Source organism: Escherichia sp. 94.0001, assembly GCF_013369155.2.
GTDB classification, from domain to species: domain Bacteria; phylum Pseudomonadota; class Gammaproteobacteria; order Enterobacterales; family Enterobacteriaceae; genus Escherichia; species Escherichia coli_F.
In genome coordinates, this window is sequence record NZ_JABWMS020000004.1 from 95,944 (window position 1) to 115,250 (window position 19,307).

17 protein-coding genes are annotated in these 19,307 nt (G+C 51.9%); 8 read left to right on the top strand and 9 right to left on the bottom strand.

The features are described from left to right. Positions 1 to 35: 35 nt before the first annotated feature. The 3 genes from aceF to pdhR all read right to left on the bottom strand — a co-directional run bounded on the left by aceF (position 36) and on the right by pdhR (position 5,531). The gene (gene aceF / locus HEN33_RS03505) at positions 36 to 1,928 is read right to left on the bottom strand and encodes a pyruvate dehydrogenase complex dihydrolipoyllysine-residue acetyltransferase (RefSeq protein WP_176263095.1); all 1,893 of its coding nucleotides are present in this window, start codon (positions 1,926 to 1,928) and stop codon (positions 36 to 38) included. A 14-nt stretch (positions 1,929 to 1,942) separates the two neighbouring features. Then, a complete protein-coding gene (gene aceE, locus HEN33_RS03510; protein ID WP_000003822.1) occupies positions 1,943 to 4,606 on the bottom strand; it encodes a pyruvate dehydrogenase (acetyl-transferring), homodimeric type in 2,664 nt (887 codons plus the stop codon). Positions 4,607 to 4,766: 160 nt separating this feature from the next. Continuing rightward, positions 4,767 to 5,531 (bottom strand): pyruvate dehydrogenase complex transcriptional repressor PdhR, encoded by a 765-nt coding sequence (gene pdhR, locus HEN33_RS03515; RefSeq protein ID WP_000331776.1) that lies wholly within the window; start codon positions 5,529 to 5,531, stop codon positions 4,767 to 4,769. Positions 5,532 to 6,071: 540 nt separating this feature from the next. Between pdhR and aroP the strand changes: the two genes are divergently transcribed. Next, on the top strand, positions 6,072 to 7,445 hold the full coding sequence (aroP, locus tag HEN33_RS03520) for an aromatic amino acid transporter AroP (protein WP_000969912.1): 1,374 nt from the start codon (positions 6,072 to 6,074) through the stop codon (positions 7,443 to 7,445). A 42-nt stretch (positions 7,446 to 7,487) separates the two neighbouring features. Here aroP and ampE read toward each other — a convergent pair whose 3' ends face one another. Continuing rightward, positions 7,488 to 8,342, bottom strand: a complete 855-nt coding sequence (ampE, locus tag HEN33_RS03525) for a beta-lactamase regulator AmpE (protein WP_000172005.1) — start codon at positions 8,340 to 8,342, stop codon at positions 7,488 to 7,490. Continuing rightward, positions 8,339 to 8,890: a 1,6-anhydro-N-acetylmuramyl-L-alanine amidase AmpD gene (gene ampD, locus HEN33_RS03530; protein WP_000923726.1), complete on the bottom strand. Its 552-nt coding sequence runs from the start codon at positions 8,888 to 8,890 to the stop codon at positions 8,339 to 8,341. Before ampD ends, ampE begins: the two co-directional genes overlap by 4 nt. 87 nt (positions 8,891 to 8,977) lie before the next feature. Here ampD and nadC point away from each other — a divergent pair, with 87 nt between their 5' ends. The 4 genes from nadC to hofC all read left to right on the top strand — a co-directional run bounded on the left by nadC (position 8,978) and on the right by hofC (position 13,101). Then, entirely contained in the window at positions 8,978 to 9,871 is an 894-nt protein-coding gene (nadC, locus tag HEN33_RS03535; RefSeq protein ID WP_176263096.1) for a carboxylating nicotinate-nucleotide diphosphorylase, read from the top strand. Between the two features lie 202 nt (positions 9,872 to 10,073). Further along, the gene (gene ppdD, locus HEN33_RS03540) at positions 10,074 to 10,514 is read left to right on the top strand and encodes a prepilin peptidase-dependent pilin (protein ID WP_000360904.1); all 441 of its coding nucleotides are present in this window, start codon (positions 10,074 to 10,076) and stop codon (positions 10,512 to 10,514) included. 9 nt (positions 10,515 to 10,523) lie between these two features. After that, complete coding sequence (gspE, locus tag HEN33_RS03545; protein ID WP_176263097.1) at positions 10,524 to 11,909, top strand: type II secretion system protein GspE; 1,386 nt, start codon at positions 10,524 to 10,526, stop codon at positions 11,907 to 11,909. Continuing rightward, positions 11,899 to 13,101, top strand: coding sequence for a protein transport protein HofC (gene hofC / locus HEN33_RS03550; RefSeq protein ID WP_176263098.1), 1,203 nt, complete (start codon positions 11,899 to 11,901; stop codon positions 13,099 to 13,101). The genes gspE and hofC overlap by 11 nt, the downstream gene beginning before the upstream one ends. 34 nt (positions 13,102 to 13,135) lie before the next feature. On the opposite strand, the gene guaC is transcribed toward hofC, so the two are convergent. Both guaC and HEN33_RS03560 read right to left on the bottom strand, forming a co-directional pair. Continuing rightward, positions 13,136 to 14,179 carry a GMP reductase gene (gene guaC / locus HEN33_RS03555; RefSeq protein ID WP_001217337.1) on the bottom strand — a complete coding sequence of 348 codons (1,044 nt, stop codon included), beginning with the start codon at positions 14,177 to 14,179 and terminating at the stop codon, positions 13,136 to 13,138. A 155-nt stretch (positions 14,180 to 14,334) separates the two neighbouring features. Beyond that, the gene (locus HEN33_RS03560) at positions 14,335 to 14,379 is read right to left on the bottom strand and encodes a protein YacM (RefSeq protein WP_120795372.1); all 45 of its coding nucleotides are present in this window, start codon (positions 14,377 to 14,379) and stop codon (positions 14,335 to 14,337) included. A gap of 24 nt (positions 14,380 to 14,403) precedes the next feature. Here HEN33_RS03560 and coaE point away from each other — a divergent pair, with 24 nt between their 5' ends. From coaE to yacG, 3 genes are read left to right on the top strand one after another with little or no spacing between them, the layout of a single operon-like run. Further along, on the top strand, positions 14,404 to 15,024 hold the full coding sequence (gene coaE / locus HEN33_RS03565; protein WP_001269512.1) for a dephospho-CoA kinase: 621 nt from the start codon (positions 14,404 to 14,406) through the stop codon (positions 15,022 to 15,024). Then, on the top strand, positions 15,024 to 15,767 hold the full coding sequence (gene zapD, locus HEN33_RS03570; RefSeq protein WP_001194743.1) for a cell division protein ZapD: 744 nt from the start codon (positions 15,024 to 15,026) through the stop codon (positions 15,765 to 15,767). The genes coaE and zapD overlap by 1 nt, the downstream gene beginning before the upstream one ends. 9 nt (positions 15,768 to 15,776) lie before the next feature. Continuing rightward, on the top strand, positions 15,777 to 15,971 hold the full coding sequence (gene yacG / locus HEN33_RS03575) for a DNA gyrase inhibitor YacG (protein ID WP_000005043.1): 195 nt from the start codon (positions 15,777 to 15,779) through the stop codon (positions 15,969 to 15,971). A 156-nt stretch (positions 15,972 to 16,127) separates the two neighbouring features. Here the strand turns inward: yacG and mutT are convergent, their stop codons facing one another. After that, positions 16,128 to 16,517, bottom strand: coding sequence for an 8-oxo-dGTP diphosphatase MutT (mutT, locus tag HEN33_RS03580; RefSeq protein ID WP_088541443.1), 390 nt, complete (start codon positions 16,515 to 16,517; stop codon positions 16,128 to 16,130). Between the two features lie 58 nt (positions 16,518 to 16,575). After that, the gene (gene secA, locus HEN33_RS03585) at positions 16,576 to 19,281 is read right to left on the bottom strand and encodes a preprotein translocase subunit SecA (RefSeq protein WP_000905777.1); all 2,706 of its coding nucleotides are present in this window, start codon (positions 19,279 to 19,281) and stop codon (positions 16,576 to 16,578) included. Positions 19,282 to 19,307: the final 26 nt, after the last annotated feature.

Genomic DNA, 19,307 nt, shown 5'->3' on the forward strand with positions numbered 1-19,307 from the left:
CAGAAAAAAGCCGGCCGTTGGGCCGGCTCTTTTACTTACATCACCAGACGGCGAATGTCAGACAGCGTGTTGTTAATGATGGTAATGAAACGGGCACCATCAGCACCGTCGATCACGCGGTGGTCGAAGGAGAGAGAAATCGGCAGCATCAGACGCGGCACGAACTCTTTACCATTCCACACCGGTTCCATCGCGGACTTGGAAACACCGAGGATAGCCACTTCCGGCGCGTTCACAATCGGCGCGAAGTGGGTAGTACCCAGGCCGCCGATGCTGGAAATGGTGAAGCAACCGCCCTGCATTTCGCCCGCAGTCAGCTTACCGTCACGCGCTTTCTTAGAAATGGTCATCAGTTCGCGAGACAGCTCGATGATGCCTTTCTTGTTGACGTCTTTGAATACCGGAACAACCAGACCGTTCGGGGTATCCACCGCCACACCGATGTTGATGTATTTCTTCAGGGTCAGACGCTGACCGTCTTCCGACAGAGAACTGTTGAAGCGAGGCATCTGCTCAAGTGCCGCAGCAACGGCTTTCATGATGAAGACAACTGGGGTTATCTTCACATCCAGCTTACGTTTCGCTGCTTCTTCGTTCTGCTGTTTACGGAACGCTTCCAGCTCAGTGATATCGGTTTTGTCGAAGTGAGTAACATGCGGGATCATCACCCAGTTACGGCTCAGGTTCGCACCAGAGATTTTCTGGATGCGGCCCAGTTCCACCTCTTCGATTTCACCAAACTTGCTGAAGTCCACCTTCGGCCACGGCAGCATGCCAGGGATACCGCCGCCAGTTGCCGCCGGAGCCGCTTCTGCACGTTTGATCGCTTCTTTCACGTAAGCCTGAACGTCTTCGCGCAGGATCCGACCTTTACGGCCAGTACCCTTCACTTTCGCCAGGTTAACGCCGAATTCGCGTGCCAGACGGCGGATCAGCGGAGTCGCGTGAACGTAAGCGTCGTTTTCAGCAAACTCAGATTTGCCTTCTGCTTTCGCAGCCGGTGCTGCTGCCGGAGTTTCAGCTTTTGCTGCCGGAGCCGGCGCTGCCGCTTCCTGTTTCGCAGGAGCTGCCGCAGGTGCTGCGCCTTCAACTTCGAAGATCATAATCAGCGAGCCAGTTTTCACTTTGTCGCCAACGTTGACTTTCAGTTCCTTCACGACGCCTGCAAACGGAGCCGGAACTTCCATAGAAGCTTTATCGCCTTCTACGGTGATCAGTGACTGTTCAGCGGCAACTTTGTCGCCCACTTTCACCATCACTTCGGTCACTTCAACTTCGTCACCGCCGATATCCGGAACGTTAACCTCTTTCACGCCAGCCGCTGGTGCAGGGGCCGCTGCCGGAGCCGCTTCCTGTTTAGCCGCCGGAGCTGCCGCGCCTGCTTCACCCGCGACTTCGAAGACCATAATCAGCGAGCCGGTAGACACTTTGTCACCCACGTTCACTTTGATCTCTTTCACGGTGCCTGCAAACGGAGCAGGAACTTCCATAGAAGCCTTGTCGCCTTCTACGGTGATCAGCGACTGTTCAGCTTCAACTTTGTCGCCCACTTTCACCAGGATTTCGGTCACTTCGACTTCATCGCTGCCGATATCCGGAACATTTACGTCTTTTGCCGCCGCAGCCGCGGCGGGTGCTGCCGGAGCTGCTTCTTTCTTCTCTTCTGCCTGAGCAGGTGCAGCGTCAGCTGCACCGTCGGCGGAATCGAAAATCATAATCAGTGCGCCGGTCTGGGTTTTATCGCCCACAGAGACTTTGATCTCTTTAACGATACCCGCCTGCGGAGACGGTACTTCCATAGAGGCTTTGTCGCCTTCTACGGTGATCAGCGACTGTTCGGCTTCAACTTTGTCGCCCACTTTGACCAGGATCTCGGTGATTTCAACTTCATCAGCCCCGATGTCCGGTACTTTGATTTCGATAGCCATTATTCTTTTACCTCTTACGCCAGACGCGGGTTAACTTTATCTGCATCGATGTTGAATTTGGCGATTGCGTCAGCAACCACTTTCTTATCGATTTCGCCACGTTTAGCCAGTTCGCCCAGCGCCGCAACCACGACATAAGAAGCATCAACTTCGAAGTGGTGACGCAGGTTCTCACGGCTGTCGGAACGACCGAAGCCATCAGTACCCAGTACGCGGTAGTCGTCAGCCGGTACGTAAGTACGGACCTGCTCAGCGAACAGTTTCATATAGTCGGTAGATGCCACTGCCGGAGCGTCGTTCATCACCTGAGCGATATACGGAACGCGCGGAGTTTCCAGCGGGTGCAGCATGTTCCAGCGTTCACAATCCTGACCATCACGCGCCAGTTCGGTGAAGGAGGTCACGCTATAAACGTCAGAACCTACGCCGTACTCTTTCGCCAGGATCTCTGCCGCTTCACGGACGTGACGCAGGATAGAACCGGAGCCCAGCAGCTGAACTTTACCTTTGCTACCTTCAATGGTTTCGAGTTTGTAGATACCTTTACGGATACCTTCCTCAGCACCTTCCGGCATTGCCGGCATGTGGTAGTTTTCGTTCAGCGTAGTGATGTAGTAGTAAACGTTCTCTTGTTTCTCACCGTACATACGCTCCAGACCATCATGCATGATGACAGCAACTTCGTAAGCGTAAGCCGGGTCGTAAGAAATACAGTTCGGGATAGTCAGCGACTGAATGTGGCTGTGACCATCTTCGTGCTGCAGACCTTCGCCGTTCAGGGTGGTACGACCGGAAGTACCGCCGATCAGGAAGCCACGTGCCTGCTGGTCGCCAGCAGCCCAGCACAGATCGCCGATACGCTGGAAGCCGAACATCGAGTAATAGATGTAGAACGGAATCATCGGCAGATTGTTGGTGCTGTAAGAGGTCGCCGCTGCCAGCCAGGAACAACCTGCGCCCAGCTCGTTGATCCCTTCTTGCAGAATCTGACCTTTCTCGTCTTCTTTATAGTAAGCAACCTGCTCGCGGTCCTGCGGGGTGTACTGCTGACCGTTCGGGCTGTAAATACCAATCTGACGGAACAGACCTTCCATACCGAAAGTACGCGCTTCGTCGGCGATGATCGGTACCAGACGATCTTTGATCGACTTGTTCTTCAGCATCACGTTCAGGGCACGAACGAAAGCAATAGTGGTAGAGATCTCTTTGCTCTGCTCTTCCAGCAGCGCGCCGAAGTCTTGCAGGCTCGGCAGCTCCAGCTTCTCGGTGAAGTTCGGCTGGCGGCTTGGCAGATAACCGTGCAATTTCTGACGCTGAGCGTGCAGATAGGTATGCTCTTCAGAACCTTCCGGGAAGGTGATGTACGGCAGTTTTTCGATATCAGCATCAGACACCGGCACATTGAAACGGTCGCGGATATGACGCACGCCGTCCATGTTCATTTTCTTAACCTGGTGCGCGATGTTTTTACCTTCAGCTGCGTCGCCCATGCCGTAACCTTTAATGGTATGAGCAAGAATTACTGTCGCTTTGCCTTTGGTTTCCTGCGCTTTCTTGAATGCAGCGTAGATTTTCTTCGGATCGTGACCACCACGGTTCAGCGCCCAGATCTGCTCGTCAGTCCAGTCTGCAACCAGAGCTGCGGTTTCCGGATATTTACCGAAGAAGTGTTCACGAACGTATGCACCATCTTTCGATTTGAAGGTCTGGTAGTCGCCGTCAACGGTTTCGTTCATCAGCTGGATCAGTTTACCGCTGGTATCTTTACGCAGCAGCTCATCCCAACGGCTACCCCACATCACTTTGATCACGTTCCAGCCAGCACCTTCGAAGATGCCTTCCAGTTCGTTGATGATCTTGCCGTTACCGGTGACCGGGCCGTCAAGACGCTGCAGATTACAGTTGATAACGAAGACCAGGTTATCCAGTTTTTCACGGGTAGCGATGGTGATCGCACCTTTGGATTCTGGTTCGTCCATCTCGCCGTCGCCGAGGAAGGCGTAAACGGTCTGTTTAGAAGTATCTTTCAGGCCACGGTGTTCCAGATATTTCAGGAATTTAGCCTGGTAAATAGCACCAATCGGACCCAGACCCATAGATACGGTCGGGAACTGCCAGAATTCTGGCATCAGTTTCGGGTGCGGATAGGAAGAGAGGCCATTGCCGTGAACTTCCTGACGGAAGTTATCCAGCTGCTCTTGAGTCAGACGACCTTCCAGGAAAGCACGTGCGTAAACGCCCGGAGAAATGTGGCCCTGGAAGTAAACCAGGTCGCCGCCATCCTGCTCGTTGCGCGCACGGAAGAAGTGGTTAAAGCACACATCATAAATGGTTGCGGACGACTGGAAGGACGCCATGTGGCCGCCCAGTTCGAGGTCTTTTTTCGACGCACGCAGAACCGTCATGATGGCGTTCCAGCGGATAGCTGAACGAATACGGCGTTCCAGTTCCAGATTACCCGGATACTCCGGTTGTTCTTCAACGGGGATGGTGTTGATGTAGTTGCTGATACCGGTGCCTGCGGCTACGTTGACACCGCCTTTGCGGGCTTCAGCAAGCAGTTGGTCGATCAGATACTGAGCACGCTCAACACCTTCTTCACGGATGACCGATTCGATCGCCTGGAGCCAGTCGCGAGTTTCGATCGGATCCACGTCATTTGGGAAACGTTCTGACATGGGTTATTCCTTATCTATCTAATAACGTTGAGTTTTCTGGAACCTGTCCCATTGAACTCTCGCCGGAAAGCTCAATAAGACAGGTTCTACGTTTAGTTGCCGCGCTTTTATATGCGCTTGATTTACAACATCTTCTGGATAATTTTTACCAGAAAAATCACTAATTCTTTCGTTGTTCCAGACGACGCAGAGAACGCTCACGGCGGCTCTCTTCACGGCTTCTGTCGAGCAAAATTTCTTCGATAAAGGCCAGATGGCGATGCGATGCTTCGCGCGCTTCTTCCGGCTTACCGGCCATAATCGCTTCGAATATGCGAGTGCGGTGACTACTCACCAGCGGCAGCATCTCGCGACGCGAATAGAGCAATTCGAAGTTCTGACGGACATTCTGAGCCAACATCGGCTCCATACACCTTAGCAGATGAAGCAGAACTACATTGTGGGCTGCTTCGGTGACGGCAATCTGATACTGGAGGACGGCGTTTGATTCCGCGTCCAGATCGCCAGACTGCTGCGCCAGCTCTATGGCGTGGTGGAGTTCACGGATGCGTTCCTTGTCTTCATCGGTACTACGCAGCGCGGCGTAATAGGCGGCGATACCTTCCAGGGCGTGTCGTGTTTCGAGCAAGTCATACTGTGATTCAGGATGGTCGGAGAGCAGCTCCACCAGCGGATCGCTGAAACTTTGCCAGAGGCTGCTCTGAACAAAAGTGCCGCCACCCTGGCGACGAAGCAACAAGCCCTTTGCTTCGAGACGTTGAATCGCCTCACGCAAGGAGGGACGGGAGACGTCGAACTGTTTCGCCAGTTCGCGTTCCGGTGGGAGTTTTTCGCCCGGGCGGAGTGTGCCTTCGAGGATCAAAAACTCCAGTTGCTGCTCAATCACATCGGAGAGTTTTGGTTGGCGGATTTTGCTGTAGGCCATGAGTTCCTGTCTTAAGCCACTTGCCGAAGTCAATTGGTCTTACCAATTTCATGTCTGTGACGCTAAAGTAACAAAGTATTCACCTCATGTCCATACAGGTTTTGATTGAAATCATGAAACTGTGCACATTTTAACAAGTTGACATATATAACGTTTCAAAGTTGTAACTATGCACAAATGTAGACTTTACGTAGGAAAGGGATTTTTTAACGATTATTAAACTATAAAAATCCGAATTGAACCGATTCACTTACCAATTTATCGATTTTTAATTCAAAAATAATGAATTTATATTCATTTTGTATGTTGAGGGGATTTGAGGCTGACCTTTACAAACGGTTCCTTTTTAAGCAACTCATCTTCAACCATGCATAAAGCGGGTGCATTCGCTGCCGCATACCATTATTCTTTATCTGACGGAAGTCCTTTTGTAACAATTCAAACGTCTTTGATGTAAACAAATTAATACAAAAAACGGAATTGCAAACTTACACACGCATCACTGCGTAGATCAAAAAAACAATCACCGCACGAGGTTTCATGATGGAAGGTCAACAGCACGGCGAGCAGCTAAAGCGCGGCCTTAAAAACCGCCATATTCAGCTTATCGCGCTGGGTGGCGCGATAGGGACCGGGCTATTTCTGGGTAGCGCCTCCGTAATACAGTCCGCAGGGCCAGGGATTATCCTGGGTTACGCCATTGCTGGTTTTATCGCCTTTCTGATCATGCGTCAGCTAGGTGAAATGGTGGTCGAAGAACCTGTTGCTGGCTCCTTTAGCCACTTTGCTTATAAATACTGGGGTAGCTTTGCCGGTTTCGCTTCTGGCTGGAACTACTGGGTACTGTACGTTTTAGTTGCCATGGCAGAGCTGACTGCCGTGGGTAAATACATTCAGTTCTGGTATCCAGAAATCCCCACCTGGGTTTCTGCCGCCGTATTCTTTGTGGTGATCAACGCCATCAATCTGACTAACGTTAAAGTGTTTGGTGAGATGGAGTTCTGGTTTGCCATTATCAAAGTTATTGCGGTGGTAGCGATGATCATCTTCGGCGGCTGGCTGCTATTCAGCGGCAACGGCGGACCGCAGGCGAGCGTTAGCAACCTGTGGGATCAGGGTGGTTTCCTGCCGCACGGCTTTACCGGACTGGTGATGATGATGGCGATTATCATGTTCTCTTTCGGCGGTCTGGAACTGGTGGGGATCACCGCAGCAGAAGCTGATAATCCGGAGCAAAGTATCCCGAAAGCAACTAACCAGGTTATCTACCGCATCCTGATTTTCTATATTGGTTCGTTAGCCGTTCTGCTCTCGCTGATGCCATGGACCCGCGTTACTGCTGATACCAGTCCGTTTGTACTGATCTTCCACGAATTGGGCGATACCTTTGTGGCTAATGCGCTGAACATCGTGGTACTGACTGCTGCGCTCTCCGTGTACAACAGCTGCGTATATTGCAACAGCCGTATGCTGTTTGGTCTGGCACAACAGGGCAACGCGCCAAAAGCGCTGGCGTCTGTCGACAAACGCGGTGTACCGGTTAACACTATTCTGGTGTCTGCGCTGGTTACAGCATTGTGCGTGCTGATTAACTACCTTGCACCGGAATCCGCATTCGGACTGTTAATGGCACTGGTAGTATCTGCACTCGTGATCAACTGGGCGATGATCAGCCTGGCGCATATGAAATTCCGTCGCGCCAAGCAGGAACAAGGTGTGGTAACTCGCTTCCCTGCTCTGCTTTATCCGCTGGGTAACTGGATCTGCCTGCTGTTTATGGCGGCGGTACTGGTGATTATGCTGATGACCCCAGGAATGGCGATTTCGGTATACCTGATCCCGGTATGGCTGATCGTGTTAGGTATCGGCTATCTGTTTAAAGAGAAAACCGCCAAAGCCGTAAAAGCGCATTAATCTCTCTACGCCCTCACCCGTGCAGGGTGAGGGCAATAATCTTTACACCAACGCCCCGTAAATCGTCAGTAGCGCAATTACCACCACGACCACGAACGAGGTTTTCTTCGCCATGGAAACCGCTGCCTTCGGCGTCTCCACCTTGTCGACATGCGGTTCACGCGCCAGAGAGAACTGTGCCAGACGTGTTAATACCTGATATTGCGAAGTATGGAAATCACCCAGCGAAGCAAACCAGGCCGGTAACGCTTTTTCCCCATGACCGATCAAGGCATATACCACACCCGCAAGACGAACCGGCACCCAATCCAGTACATGAAGCACGGCATCAATGCCGGACTGTAAACGATGATGCGGCGTCTGGTAACGCGCCAGCCAGTATTGCCATGCACGCAAAAACGCATACCCCATCAGCGTAACGGGTCCCCAGGTTCCCCCCACAATCAGCCAGAACAACGGAGCAAGATAAAAACGAAAGTTAATCCACAGCAATGCATTTTGCAGCTCACGCAAATACTCACGTTCATCGCAGCCTGCCGGGACGCCGTGAATCATGGTGAGTTCGCCAGCCATCGTGGCACGGGCATGGCTATCATTACGTGAAGCAGCTGTCAGATAAGCATGATAATGAAGACGAACTTTACCTGCGCCAATACACAGCAAACCAATCAGCAGCCACACCAGCAGCGTGGGAACGTTGAACAATACTCCCTGCAATGCGCGTAACAGTAAAAAAGTCACGCCCATCGCAATAATGGTCATGCCTAATGTGCGCCCGAGAGAAAAATGTTTCACCCGCCGAAAGAACGCTTCAAGACGATGATCAAGCTGCCAGTGCTCGCCCAACTTAAACAGGCGCTCGAAAATTAACACCAGTAAGGTTGTAAATAGCGTCATGTTGTCTCCTTGCTGACCAGTGCACGAAACCGTGCCCAATCAAATGCAGGACCGGGATCGGTTTTCCGATCCGGCGCAATATCACAATGGCCCGTCATGTTATTAGCGATATCTGGATAGCGATCAATCAGTGCCCGCGTAACCGCCGCAAGCTGTTGATACTGCGCATCGGTATACGCCAGCGTATCGGTGCCTTCCAGCTCAATCCCAATAGAAAAATCATTGCAGCGTTCGCGCCCCTGATACTGAGAGACTCCGGCATGCCAGGCACGTTTATCGAAAGGAACATACTGGACTATTTCACCATCGCGGCGAATCAAACAGTGAGCGGAGACGCGCAAATGGGCGATCTCAGCAAAGAAAGGATGTGCCTGCGGATCAATAGTTCCAGTGAATAATGCGTCGATCCACGGACCGCCAAACTCGCCTGGCGGCAGGCTAATATTGTGCACCACCAGCAGGGTGGGTGTTTCGTCATCCGGGCGGCAATCGTAATGTGGTGAGGGAACGCGGCGCGCGCCAACCAGCCACCCCTGTTCTAACAACATGCAGGATCTCCTTATATGTGGTGCTAATACCCGGTTCAGAGTAGCATGTTTCTACCTTATGATTCGTTAGCTATCTGGAGTTTTAACATGCCGCCTCGCCGCTATAACCCTGACACCCGACGTGACGAGCTGCTGGAACGCATTAATCTCGATATCCCCGGCGCGGTGGCCCAGGCGCTGCGGGAAGATTTAGGCGGAACAGTCGATGCCAACAATGACATTACGGCAAAACTTTTACCGGAAAACTCTCGCTCTCATGCCACAGTGATCACACGCGAGAATGGCGTATTTTGCGGCAAACGCTGGGTTGAAGAGGTGTTTATTCAACTGGCAGGCGACGATGTCACCATAATCTGGCATGTGGATGACGGCGATGTCATCAACGCCAATGAACCCTTGTTCGAACTTGAAGGCCCATCCCGCGTGCTGTTAACGGGCGAACGCACTGCACTTAATTTTGTGCAAACCCTTTCAGGGGTTGCCAGTAAGGTACGCCACTATGTCGAATTACTGGAGGGCACCAACACGCAGTTGTTGGATACGCGCAAAACCTTACCCGGCCTGCGTTCAGCTCTGAAATACGCGGTACTTTGCGGCGGCGGAGCGAATCACCGCCTGGGGCTTTCTGATGCCTTCCTGATCAAAGAAAACCATATTATTGCCTCCGGCTCAGTGCGCCAGGCGGTCGAAAAAGCGTCCTGGCTGCACCCAGATGCGCCAGTAGAAGTCGAAGTAGAGAATCTGGAAGAACTTGATGAAGCCCTGAAAGCAGGTGCCGATATCATCATGCTGGATAACTTCGAAACAGAACAGATGCGCGAAGCCGTCAAACGCACCAACGGCAAGGCGCTACTGGAAGTGTCTGGCAACATCACTGACAAAACACTGCGCGAATTTGCCGAAACGGGCGTGGACTTTATCTCCGTCGGTGCGCTAACTAAACACGTACAGGCACTCGACCTTTCAATGCGTTTTCGCTGATTGCTGACAGATTTATCCGCTCCATCGCGGGCGGATAATCTCCCCTTTCCCAACTTTCTTCGTAACGCCTCGCAAATTTCTTGTCTTTCGCTGCAACGTAATAAAAAACTCCGGAAGCTGCTTTCCCGTTTCGTTTTTTGCCCCTCGCTTGTGCTGATGGCGTTTGCCAAAGTAGCGCCAACCAAATCAAGGAGCGAAACAAATGGACAAGCAACGCGGTTTTACACTTATCGAACTGATGGTGGTTATTGGCATCATTGCCATTTTAAGCGCCATTGGTATTCCCGCTTATCAAAACTACCTGCGCAAAGCCGCACTCACCGACATGCTACAAACCTTTGTGCCTTACCGTACCGCCGTAGAGTTGTGCGCGCTGGAACATGGTGGATTAGATACCTGCGACGGTGGCAGCAATGGCATTCCCTCGCCTACCACCACCCGCTATGTTTCAGCCATGAGTGTGGCAAAGGGCGTGGTGTCGCTGACCGGGCAAGAAAGTCTCAATGGGCTAAGCGTCGTCATGACACCGGGTTGGGATAACGCAAACGGCGTCACCGGCTGGACGCGCAACTGCAATATTCAAAGTGACAGCGCATTGCAGCAAGCCTGCGAAGATGTCTTTCGCTTTGATGACGCCAACTAAGGAGCGGCAATGAATATTCCACAGCTCACCGCCCTGTGTCTGCGTTATCAGGGAGTCTTGCTGGATGCCAGCGAAGAGGTGGTTCATGTTGCGGTGGTCGATGCCCCTTCGCATGAGCTACTGGACGCATTGCATTTCGCTACCACCAAACGTATTGAGATCACCTGCTGGACGCGCCAACAAATGGAAGGTCACGCCAGTCGCACCCAACAGACATTGCCCGTAGCTATTCATGAGAAGCATCAGCCCAAAGCAGAGTTGCTGACTCGAACGTTACAATCTGCGCTGGAACAACGCGCATCTGATATTCATATCGAACCAGCGGACAATGCCTACCGCATCCGCTTGCGTATCGACGGTGTATTGCATCCTTTACCGGATGTTTTACCGGATGCCGGAGTCGCATTAACCGCCAGATTAAAAGTGCTGGGCAACCTGGATATTGCGGAACATCGCCTGCCGCAGGACGGGCAATTCACTGTCGAACTGGCAGGAAACGCCGTCTCATTTCGTATTGCGACCTTACCATGCCAGGGTGGTGAAAAGGTGGTATTAAGGTTGTTACAGCAGGTGAGCCAGGCACTGGATATCAACACGCTGGGGATGCAGCCGTTACAACTGGCGGACTTTGACTACGCCTTGCAGCAACCACAGGGATTGGTGCTGGTAACTGGCCCTACTGGCAGCGGCAAAACGGTCACGCTGTATAGCGCCCTGCAAACGCTAAATACCGCTGATATTAATATTTGCAGCGTGGAAGATCCGATTGAGATCCCCATAGCAGGGCTAAACCAGACACAAATCCATCCGCGTGCCGGGCTCACCTTTCAGGGTGTTTTGCGTGCGTTGCTGCGCCAGGATCCTGACGTCATCATGATCGGAGAGATCCGCGATGGCGAAACAGCAGAGATCGCTATTAAAGCGGCGCAAACCGGTCACCTGGTGTTGTCTACCCTACACACCAATTCCACCACTGAAACGCTGGTACGTTTACAGCAAATGGGAGTCGCCCGCTGGATGCTCTCATCGGCGCTTACGCTGGTAATAGCCCAGCGTCTGGTACGCAAACTTTGCCCGCATTGTCGCCAGCAGCAAGGGGAGCCCATCCATATTCCAGACAATGTATGGCCGTCGCCGCTGCCCCGCTGGCAAGCACCCGGTTGTGTACATTGCTACCACGGTTTTTATGGTCGCACGGCCTTATTTGAAGTTCTGCCCATAACACCGTTCATACGTCAGCTTATTTCCGCTAATACCGACGTTGAATCGCTGGAAACGCACGCCCGACAGGCGGGTATGCGAACGCTTTTTGAAAACGGCTGCCTGGCCGTGGAGCAAGGCTTAACCACCTTTGAAGAGTTAATCCGCGTACTGGGAATGCCGCATGGCGAGTAAGCAACTCTGGCGCTGGCGTGGCATAACCGGCGACGGCAATGCGCAAGATGGGATGCTATGGGCAGAGAGCCGTGCTTTGCTGCTCATAGCACTACAGCAACAGATGGTTACCCCACTTAGCCTGAAGCGAATCGCCATCAATTCTGCGCAGTGGCGAGGAGATAAAAGCGCGGAAGTCATTCATCAACTGGCGACGCTACTCAAAGCCGGGTTAACGCTTTCTGAAGGGCTGGCACTGCTGGCGGAACAGCATCCCAGTAAGCAATGGCAAGCGTTGCTGCAATCGCTGGCGCACGATCTCGAACAGGGCATTGCTTTTTCCAATGCCTTATTACCCTGGTCAGAGGTATTTCCGCCGCTCTATCAGGCAATGATCCGCACGGGGGAATTGACTGGTAAATTAGATGAATGTTGCTTTGAACTTGCTCGACAGCAAAAAGCCCAACGTCAGTTAGCCGATAAAGTGAAATCAGCGTTGCGTTATCCCATCATCATTTTAGCGATGGCAATCATGGTGGTTGTGGCAATGCTGCATTTTGTGCTGCCGGAGTTTGCTGCTATTTATAAGACCTTCAACACCCCACTACCGGTACTAACGCAGGGGATCATGACGCTGGCAGACTTTAGTGGCGAATGGGGCTGGCTGCTGGTGTTGTTCGGCTTTCTGCTGGCGATAGCCAATAAGTTGCTGATGCGCCGCCTGACCTGGCTTATCGCGCGGCAGAAATGGCTGTTACGCATCCCGATTATGGGTTCACTGATGCGGGGACAAAAACTCACGCAGATCTTTACGATTCTGGCGCTGACTCAAAGTGCAGGCATTACTTTTTTACAGGGCGTAGAGAGCGTCAGAGAAACAATGCGCTGCCCGTACTGGGTGCAACTTCTGACACAAATCCAGCACGATATCAGTAACGGTCATCCCATCTGGCTGGCGCTAAAAAATGCCGGTGAGTTTAGCCCGCTCTGTTTGCAGTTAGTGAGAACAGGAGAGGCATCCGGTTCGCTGGATCTCATGTTAGACAACCTCGCCCATCATCATCGGGATAACACCATGGCGCTGGCGGATAACCTCGCAGCCTTACTGGAACCGGCGTTGCTGATCATAACGGGAGGAATTATCGGTACGCTGGTGGTGGCAATGTATTTGCCAATTTTCCATTTAGGCGATGCGATGAGTGGGATGGGATAACGCTGGCGTGTTGCTCCACGCCAGCGTTGGGAGATTACAGGTTGTTGAAGATGCGGTTTTCTTGTTCCAGCACACGGATAAATGTGGTGCGCTTGGTCAGCTCTTTCAGGCGTGAAGCCCCAACGTATGTACAAGCTGAACGCAGGCCGCCCAAAATATCACGCGCGGTATTTTCAACCGGGCCTCGCAGCGGCAGCTTAACGGTTTTACCTTCTGCTGCGCGATATTCCGCAACGCCGCCAACGTGACGTTTCATCGCAGACTCGGAGCTCATGCCGTAGAACAGCATAAATTTCTCGCCGTTCTCCTCAACGATGCGACCGCCGCTCTCTTCGTGGCCCGCCAGCATGCCGCCAAGCATGACGAAATCGGCACCGCCGCCAAAGGCTTTCGCGACATCGCCCGGCGTGGTGCAGCCACCGTCGCTGACGATCATTCCGCCCAGACCATGCGCAGCATCGGCACATTCGATCACCGCAGAAAGTTGCGGATAACCGACGCCTGTTTTGACGCGAGTTGTACAAACAGAACCGGGGCCAATGCCAACTTTAACGATATCAGCACCGGAGAGGATAAGCTCCTCACACATTTCACCTGTCACGACGTTGCCAGCACAAATGGTTTTGGTCGGCCACGCTTCACGCGCTTTCGCAACGAACTGCACGAAGTGTTCAGAATAACCATTCGCCACATCAATACAAACGAAGTTTAATGCCGGGTTCAGGTCGAGAATCTGTTTAGTTTTTTCGAAATCCGCATCTGACGTGCCGGTAGAAACCATCACATGTTTCAGCACATCAGCGGAAGAATTGTTGATAAACGCTTGCCACTCTTCGACAGAATAGTGTTTATGCACAGCAGTCAGAATATCAAAAGAAGCCAGCGCAGAGGCCATAGAAAATGTGCCTACGGTGTCCATATTTGCGGCGATAATCGGCACGCCGGACCAGCTCTGACCTGAATGTTTGAAGGTGAATTGACGTTCCAGTTCAACATCGGAACGGCTTTTAAGAGTGGAGCGTTTAGGGCGGATGAGAACGTCTTTAAAACCTAACTTCAGATCTTCTTCAATACGCATGTGCGGATTCCTGGGGTTAATGGCTATAAGGGTAAGAGCGCAACTCCAGTGACGCTATCATACGCACTAATCAATGCGGCGCAAGACTGCGAAATTGTCTTTTTTTACGCTACAATCCCATAAATTTACCTGGTAAATAGTGAGCGAACGTTTCATCAATTTCGCTTTCGTGCGCTCATTTTTAACGTTTTGATAATCATGATGAATTCCCGGGAATATAAATTATGAGGTATATAGTTGCCTTAACGGGAGGCATTGGCAGTGGCAAGAGTACCGTTGCCAATGCGTTTGCTGATCTCGGAATTAACGTCATTGATGCCGATATTATTGCGCGTCAGGTGGTTGAACCAGGTGCACCTGCGCTACATGCCATTGCTGATCACTTTGGCGCTAACATGATTGCTGCTGATGGAACATTGCAGCGCCGGGCCTTGCGCGAGCGGATTTTCGCCAACCCGGAAGAGAAAAACTGGCTTAACGCCCTGCTACATCCGCTGATTCAGCAAGAGACGCAACACCAGATCCAGCAAGCATCTTCCCCCTATGTACTTTGGGTTGTGCCATTGCTGGTAGAAAACTCATTGTATAAAAAAGCGAATCGAGTGCTGGTGGTGGATGTCAGCCCAGAAACGCAACTTAAACGCACCATGCAGCGCGATGATGTCACTCGCGAGCATGTTGAACAAATTCTTGCTGCTCAGGCAACGCGCGAAGCCCGCCTTGCCGTGGCAGATGACGTCATTGATAATAACGGCGCACCGGATGCTATCGCATCGGATGTTGCCCGCCTGCACGCACACTATTTGCAGCTTGCGTCGCAGTTTGTCTCACAGGAAAAACCGTAATGCAGACCCAGGTCCTTTTTGAACATCCACTAAATGAAAAAATGCGTACATGGCTGCGCATTGAGTTTTTGATTCAGCAACTCACCGTTAATCTACCCGTCGTTGACTACGCTGGCGCTCTGCATTTCTTCCGCAATGTCAGTGAATTACTGGATGTTTTCGAGCGCGGCGAAGTCCGTACTGAGCTGTTGAAAGAACTTGACCGCCAGCAGCGCAAACTCCAGACCTGGATTGGCGTGCCTGGCGTGGACCAGAGCCGTATTGAAGCATTAATTCAGCAGTTAAAAGCGGCGGGGAGCGTATTAATTTCCGCGCCGCGTATCGGGCAATTTCTGCGTGAAGATCGTTTGATTGCTCTGGTGCGTCAGCGACTGAGCATCCCAGGCGGCTGTTGTAGCTTTGATTTACCTACATTGCACATTTGGCTGCATCTACCCCAGGCGCAGCGCGACAGCCAGGTAGAAACCTGGATTGCCAGTCTGAACCCGCTCACCCAGGCACTTACCATGGTGCTGGATTTAATTCGCCAGTCGGCCCCCTTCCGTAAACAAACCAGCCTGAATGGTTTTTATCAGGATAACGGTGGCGATGCCGACTTGCTGCGCCTGAATCTGTCGCTCGATTCACAGCTTTATCCGCAAATTTCCGGTCATAAGAGCCGTTTTGCCATTCGTTTTATGCCGCTGGACAGTGAAAACGGACAGGTACCGGAACGTCTGGATTTCGAACTGGCCTGTTGCTAAGGAGTAAAAATGTCAGAAACTATTACGGTGAATTGCCCAACCTGCGGGAAAACGGTGGTGTGGGGTGAAATCAGCCCGTTTCGGCCATTTTGTTCCAAACGTTGTCAGCTGATCGACCTAGGAGAATGGGCTGCTGAAGAAAAACGAATCCCCAGCAGTGGCGATCTTTCCGAAAGCGATGACTGGAGCGAAGAGCAGAAGTAATTGGGTGTAAAAGGTGAGATGTTGTCGGATGCAGCGCGAACGCCTTATCCGACCTGCAAGATCTTTTATATCAATGTGTTAAAAAATTGTAGGCCTGATAAGACGCGCCAGCGTCGCATCAGGCATCCAGTGTAAATGTTGGATGCCTTAACCGATCTACAGACACTTAAGCTTCGCAATTACCGGTTCATTGGCTGGCGGAAAATCATCTGCATTGAGGCTGGCCTGTGAAATCCACTCACTGGGCTGCCCTTCTTTACCCCACGGCTCCCCTTCCCAGCTTTCGACCAGCCAGAACCACAGTGTTATATGCCTGTCCGGGAATTCATATTCCAGTTTTTCAAATAGCGAATAATGTTGTGGGGTAATCCCGACTTCTTCCTGAAGTTCACGCACCACCGCCTGTTCCGGCGTTTCGCCCATTTCAATTTTACCGCCAGGAAACTCCAGTTTATTCGCCATGTGCGCATCTGCGGCGCGACGGGTTATAAAGATTTCATTGTTCTCGTTGCGAATAATACCTACCGCAATTTGCAGCTTTTTCATTGTCTTAAACCTATAAAAAAGGCGCAGAATCCTGCGCCTTTTGTTTCAAGAGTTAGCTTTATTGCAGGCGACCATGGCACTGCTTGTATTTTTTACCAGAACCGCACGGGCAAGGATCGTTACGTCCTACTTTGCGTTCACCGGTTTGCGCCGCCAGTGCAGCTGCGGCTGCAGAGTCGTCATCCTGATGGCTAAGCTGCTGCATTTGCGCTAAACGCTCGGCTTCCATACGACGCTGTTGTTCCAGCTCCTCAACCTCTTCAGGCATACGTACCTGGACTTTGCTCAGCGTGCTGATGACTTCATATTTCAGCGACTCCAGCATCGCTGCAAACATGGAGAACGATTCACGTTTGTATTCCTGCTTCGGATCTTTCTGTGCATAGCCACGCAGGTGGATACCTTGACGCAGATAATCCATCGCCGCCAGGTGCTCTTTCCACAGGGAGTCAAGCGTTTGCAGCATGACGCCTTTCTCGAAGTGACGCATCATCTCAGCGCCAACCACTTCTTCTTTACGCTGATACACTTCGATGGACTGCGCCAGAATACGCTCACGCAGCGTCTCTTCATGCAGTTCTGGCTCTTTGTCCAGCCACTCGGCAATCGGCAAATCGAGGTCGAAATCGTTCTTCAGACGTTCCTGCAGCCCCGGAATATCCCACATTTCTTCCAGCGACTGCGGCGGAATGTAGGCATCGATGGTCGCTTTGAACACATCTTCACGAATGCTGTTGATGGTATCGCTCACATCGCTGACATCCAGCAGTTCATTACGCTGGGAATAAATAGCGCGACGCTGATCGTTAGCCACGTCATCATATTCCAGCAGTTGCTTACGAATATCGAAGTTACGGCTTTCAACTTTACGCTGAGCGTTGGCAATCGCTTTTGTCACCCACGGGTGCTCGATGGCTTCGCCTGGTTTCATACCCAGTTTACGCATCATGCCGGAAACACGGTCAGAAGCAAAAATACGCATCAGCGCATCTTCCATCGACAGGTAGAAACGGGAAGAACCGGCATCCCCCTGGCGCCCAGAACGACCGCGTAGCTGGTTATCGATACGACGAGATTCGTGACGTTCTGTACCGATGATATGCAGACCACCTGCAGCCAGTACCGCATCGTGACGCACCTGCCAGTCGGCTTTGATTTTTTCAATTTGCTCTGCGGTCGGATTTTCCAGCGCGGCAACTTCTGCCTGCCAGCTACCACCGAGCACAATATCTGTACCACGACCCGCCATGTTAGTCGCGATAGTCACCGCCGCCGGATAACCCGCTTGTGCAACAATCGCTGCTTCGTTAGCGTGGAATTTGGCGTTCAGAACGTTGTGTTTGATACCGGCTTTGGTCAGTTCGTTTGACACCAGCTCAGATTTTTCGATGGAGATAGTACCCACCAGCACCGGCTGGCCTTTCGCAGTACGTTCTTTGATATCTTCAATGATCGCCTGAATTTTTTCCGCTTCAGTCATGTAGACCAGGTCCGGCAGATCTTTACGAATCATTGGACGGTTGGTCGGAACAACGACGGTATCCAGCTTATAGATGGAGCTGAATTCGAAAGCTTCGGTATCAGCAGTACCGGTCATCCCCGCCAGTTTTTCATACAGACGGAAGTAGTTCTGGAAGGTGATCGACGCCAGCGTCTGGTTTTCGTTCTGGATCTGTACACCTTCTTTCGCTTCCACTGCCTGATGCAGGCCATCGGACCAACGACGTCCCTGCATGGTACGACCGGTGTGTTCGTCAACTATGATAACTTCACCATCTTTAACGATGTAGTCGACGTCTCGGGTAAACAGCGCATGAGCGCGCAGCGCCGCCGTTACGTGGTGCATCAGCATGATGTTGGCCGGAGAGTACAGAGACTCCCCTTCATCCATGATGCCTTCTTTCACCAGCAGTTCTTCAATCAGCACCAGACCACGTTCGGTCAGGTTCACCTGGCGAGATTTTTCGTCCACCGAGAAGTGGCCTTCGCCCTGGAAGGTTTCGGAGTCTTCTTTTTCCTGACGGATCAGGTGCGGAATAATTTTATTCACGCGTTTATACATTTCCGAGCTGTCTTCTGCCGGGCCGGAAATGATCAGCGGTGTACGCGCTTCATCGATCAGGATGGAGTCCACTTCGTCCACCAGCGCATAGTGCAGTTTACGCTGTACACGTTCTTCAGGGCTGAACGCCATGTTATCGCGCAGGTAGTCAAAGCCGTATTCGTTGTTCGTACCGTAAGTGATGTCAGCTGCGTAAGCTTCACGCTTCGCCGGTGCTGGCATACCCGGCAGGTTGATACCGACAGTCAGGCCAAGGAATTCAAACAGCGGACGGTTGTTTTCGGCGTCACGTTGCGCCAGGTAGTCGTTGACGGTAACAACGTGTACGCCCTTACCGGTTAATGCGTTCAGGTAAGCAGGCAGCGTTGCGGTCAGGGTTTTACCTTCACCGGTACGCATTTCCGCGATGCAGCGTTCGTTAAGAACCATACCGCCGAGTAACTGAACGTCGAAGTGACGCATACCAAAGACGCGCTTACTTGCCTCACGCACCACAGCGAAAGCTTCTGGGATCAGATTTTCCAGCACTTCGCCTTTTTCCAGACGTGCACGAAACTCTGCGGTTTTCCCTTTCAGTTCTTCGTCGGAGAGTTTTTCCATCTCCGGTTCCATGGCATTGATAATGTTGACGACTTTGCGCATCCGGCGCAGGGTGCGATCGTTACGACTACCGAAAACTTTAGTTAATAATTTGATTAGCATAATAAAATCTCAAACGCCCCGTGTTG

Bases quoted from the DNA above. Each gene is read 5' to 3' on its own strand.
- aceF (WP_176263095.1), bottom strand. From the start codon at position 1,928: ATGGCTATCGAAATCAAAGTACCGGACATCGGGGCTGATGAAGTTGAA.
- aceE (WP_000003822.1), bottom strand. From the start codon at position 4,606: ATGTCAGAACGTTTCCCAAATGACGTGGATCCGATCGAAACTCGCGAC.
- pdhR (WP_000331776.1), bottom strand. From the start codon at position 5,531: ATGGCCTACAGCAAAATCCGCCAACCAAAACTCTCCGATGTGATTGAG.
- aroP (WP_000969912.1), top strand. From the start codon at position 6,072: ATGATGGAAGGTCAACAGCACGGCGAGCAGCTAAAGCGCGGCCTTAAA.
- ampE (WP_000172005.1), bottom strand. From the start codon at position 8,342: ATGACGCTATTTACAACCTTACTGGTGTTAATTTTCGAGCGCCTGTTT.
- ampD (WP_000923726.1), bottom strand. From the start codon at position 8,890: ATGTTGTTAGAACAGGGGTGGCTGGTTGGCGCGCGCCGCGTTCCCTCA.
- nadC (WP_176263096.1), top strand. From the start codon at position 8,978: ATGCCGCCTCGCCGCTATAACCCTGACACCCGACGTGACGAGCTGCTG.
- ppdD (WP_000360904.1), top strand. From the start codon at position 10,074: ATGGACAAGCAACGCGGTTTTACACTTATCGAACTGATGGTGGTTATT.
- gspE (WP_176263097.1), top strand. From the start codon at position 10,524: ATGAATATTCCACAGCTCACCGCCCTGTGTCTGCGTTATCAGGGAGTC.
- hofC (WP_176263098.1), top strand. From the start codon at position 11,899: ATGGCGAGTAAGCAACTCTGGCGCTGGCGTGGCATAACCGGCGACGGC.
- guaC (WP_001217337.1), bottom strand. From the start codon at position 14,179: ATGCGTATTGAAGAAGATCTGAAGTTAGGTTTTAAAGACGTTCTCATC.
- coaE (WP_001269512.1), top strand. From the start codon at position 14,404: ATGAGGTATATAGTTGCCTTAACGGGAGGCATTGGCAGTGGCAAGAGT.
- zapD (WP_001194743.1), top strand. From the start codon at position 15,024: ATGCAGACCCAGGTCCTTTTTGAACATCCACTAAATGAAAAAATGCGT.
- yacG (WP_000005043.1), top strand. From the start codon at position 15,777: ATGTCAGAAACTATTACGGTGAATTGCCCAACCTGCGGGAAAACGGTG.
- mutT (WP_088541443.1), bottom strand. From the start codon at position 16,517: ATGAAAAAGCTGCAAATTGCGGTAGGTATTATTCGCAACGAGAACAAT.
- secA (WP_000905777.1), bottom strand. From the start codon at position 19,281: ATGCTAATCAAATTATTAACTAAAGTTTTCGGTAGTCGTAACGATCGC.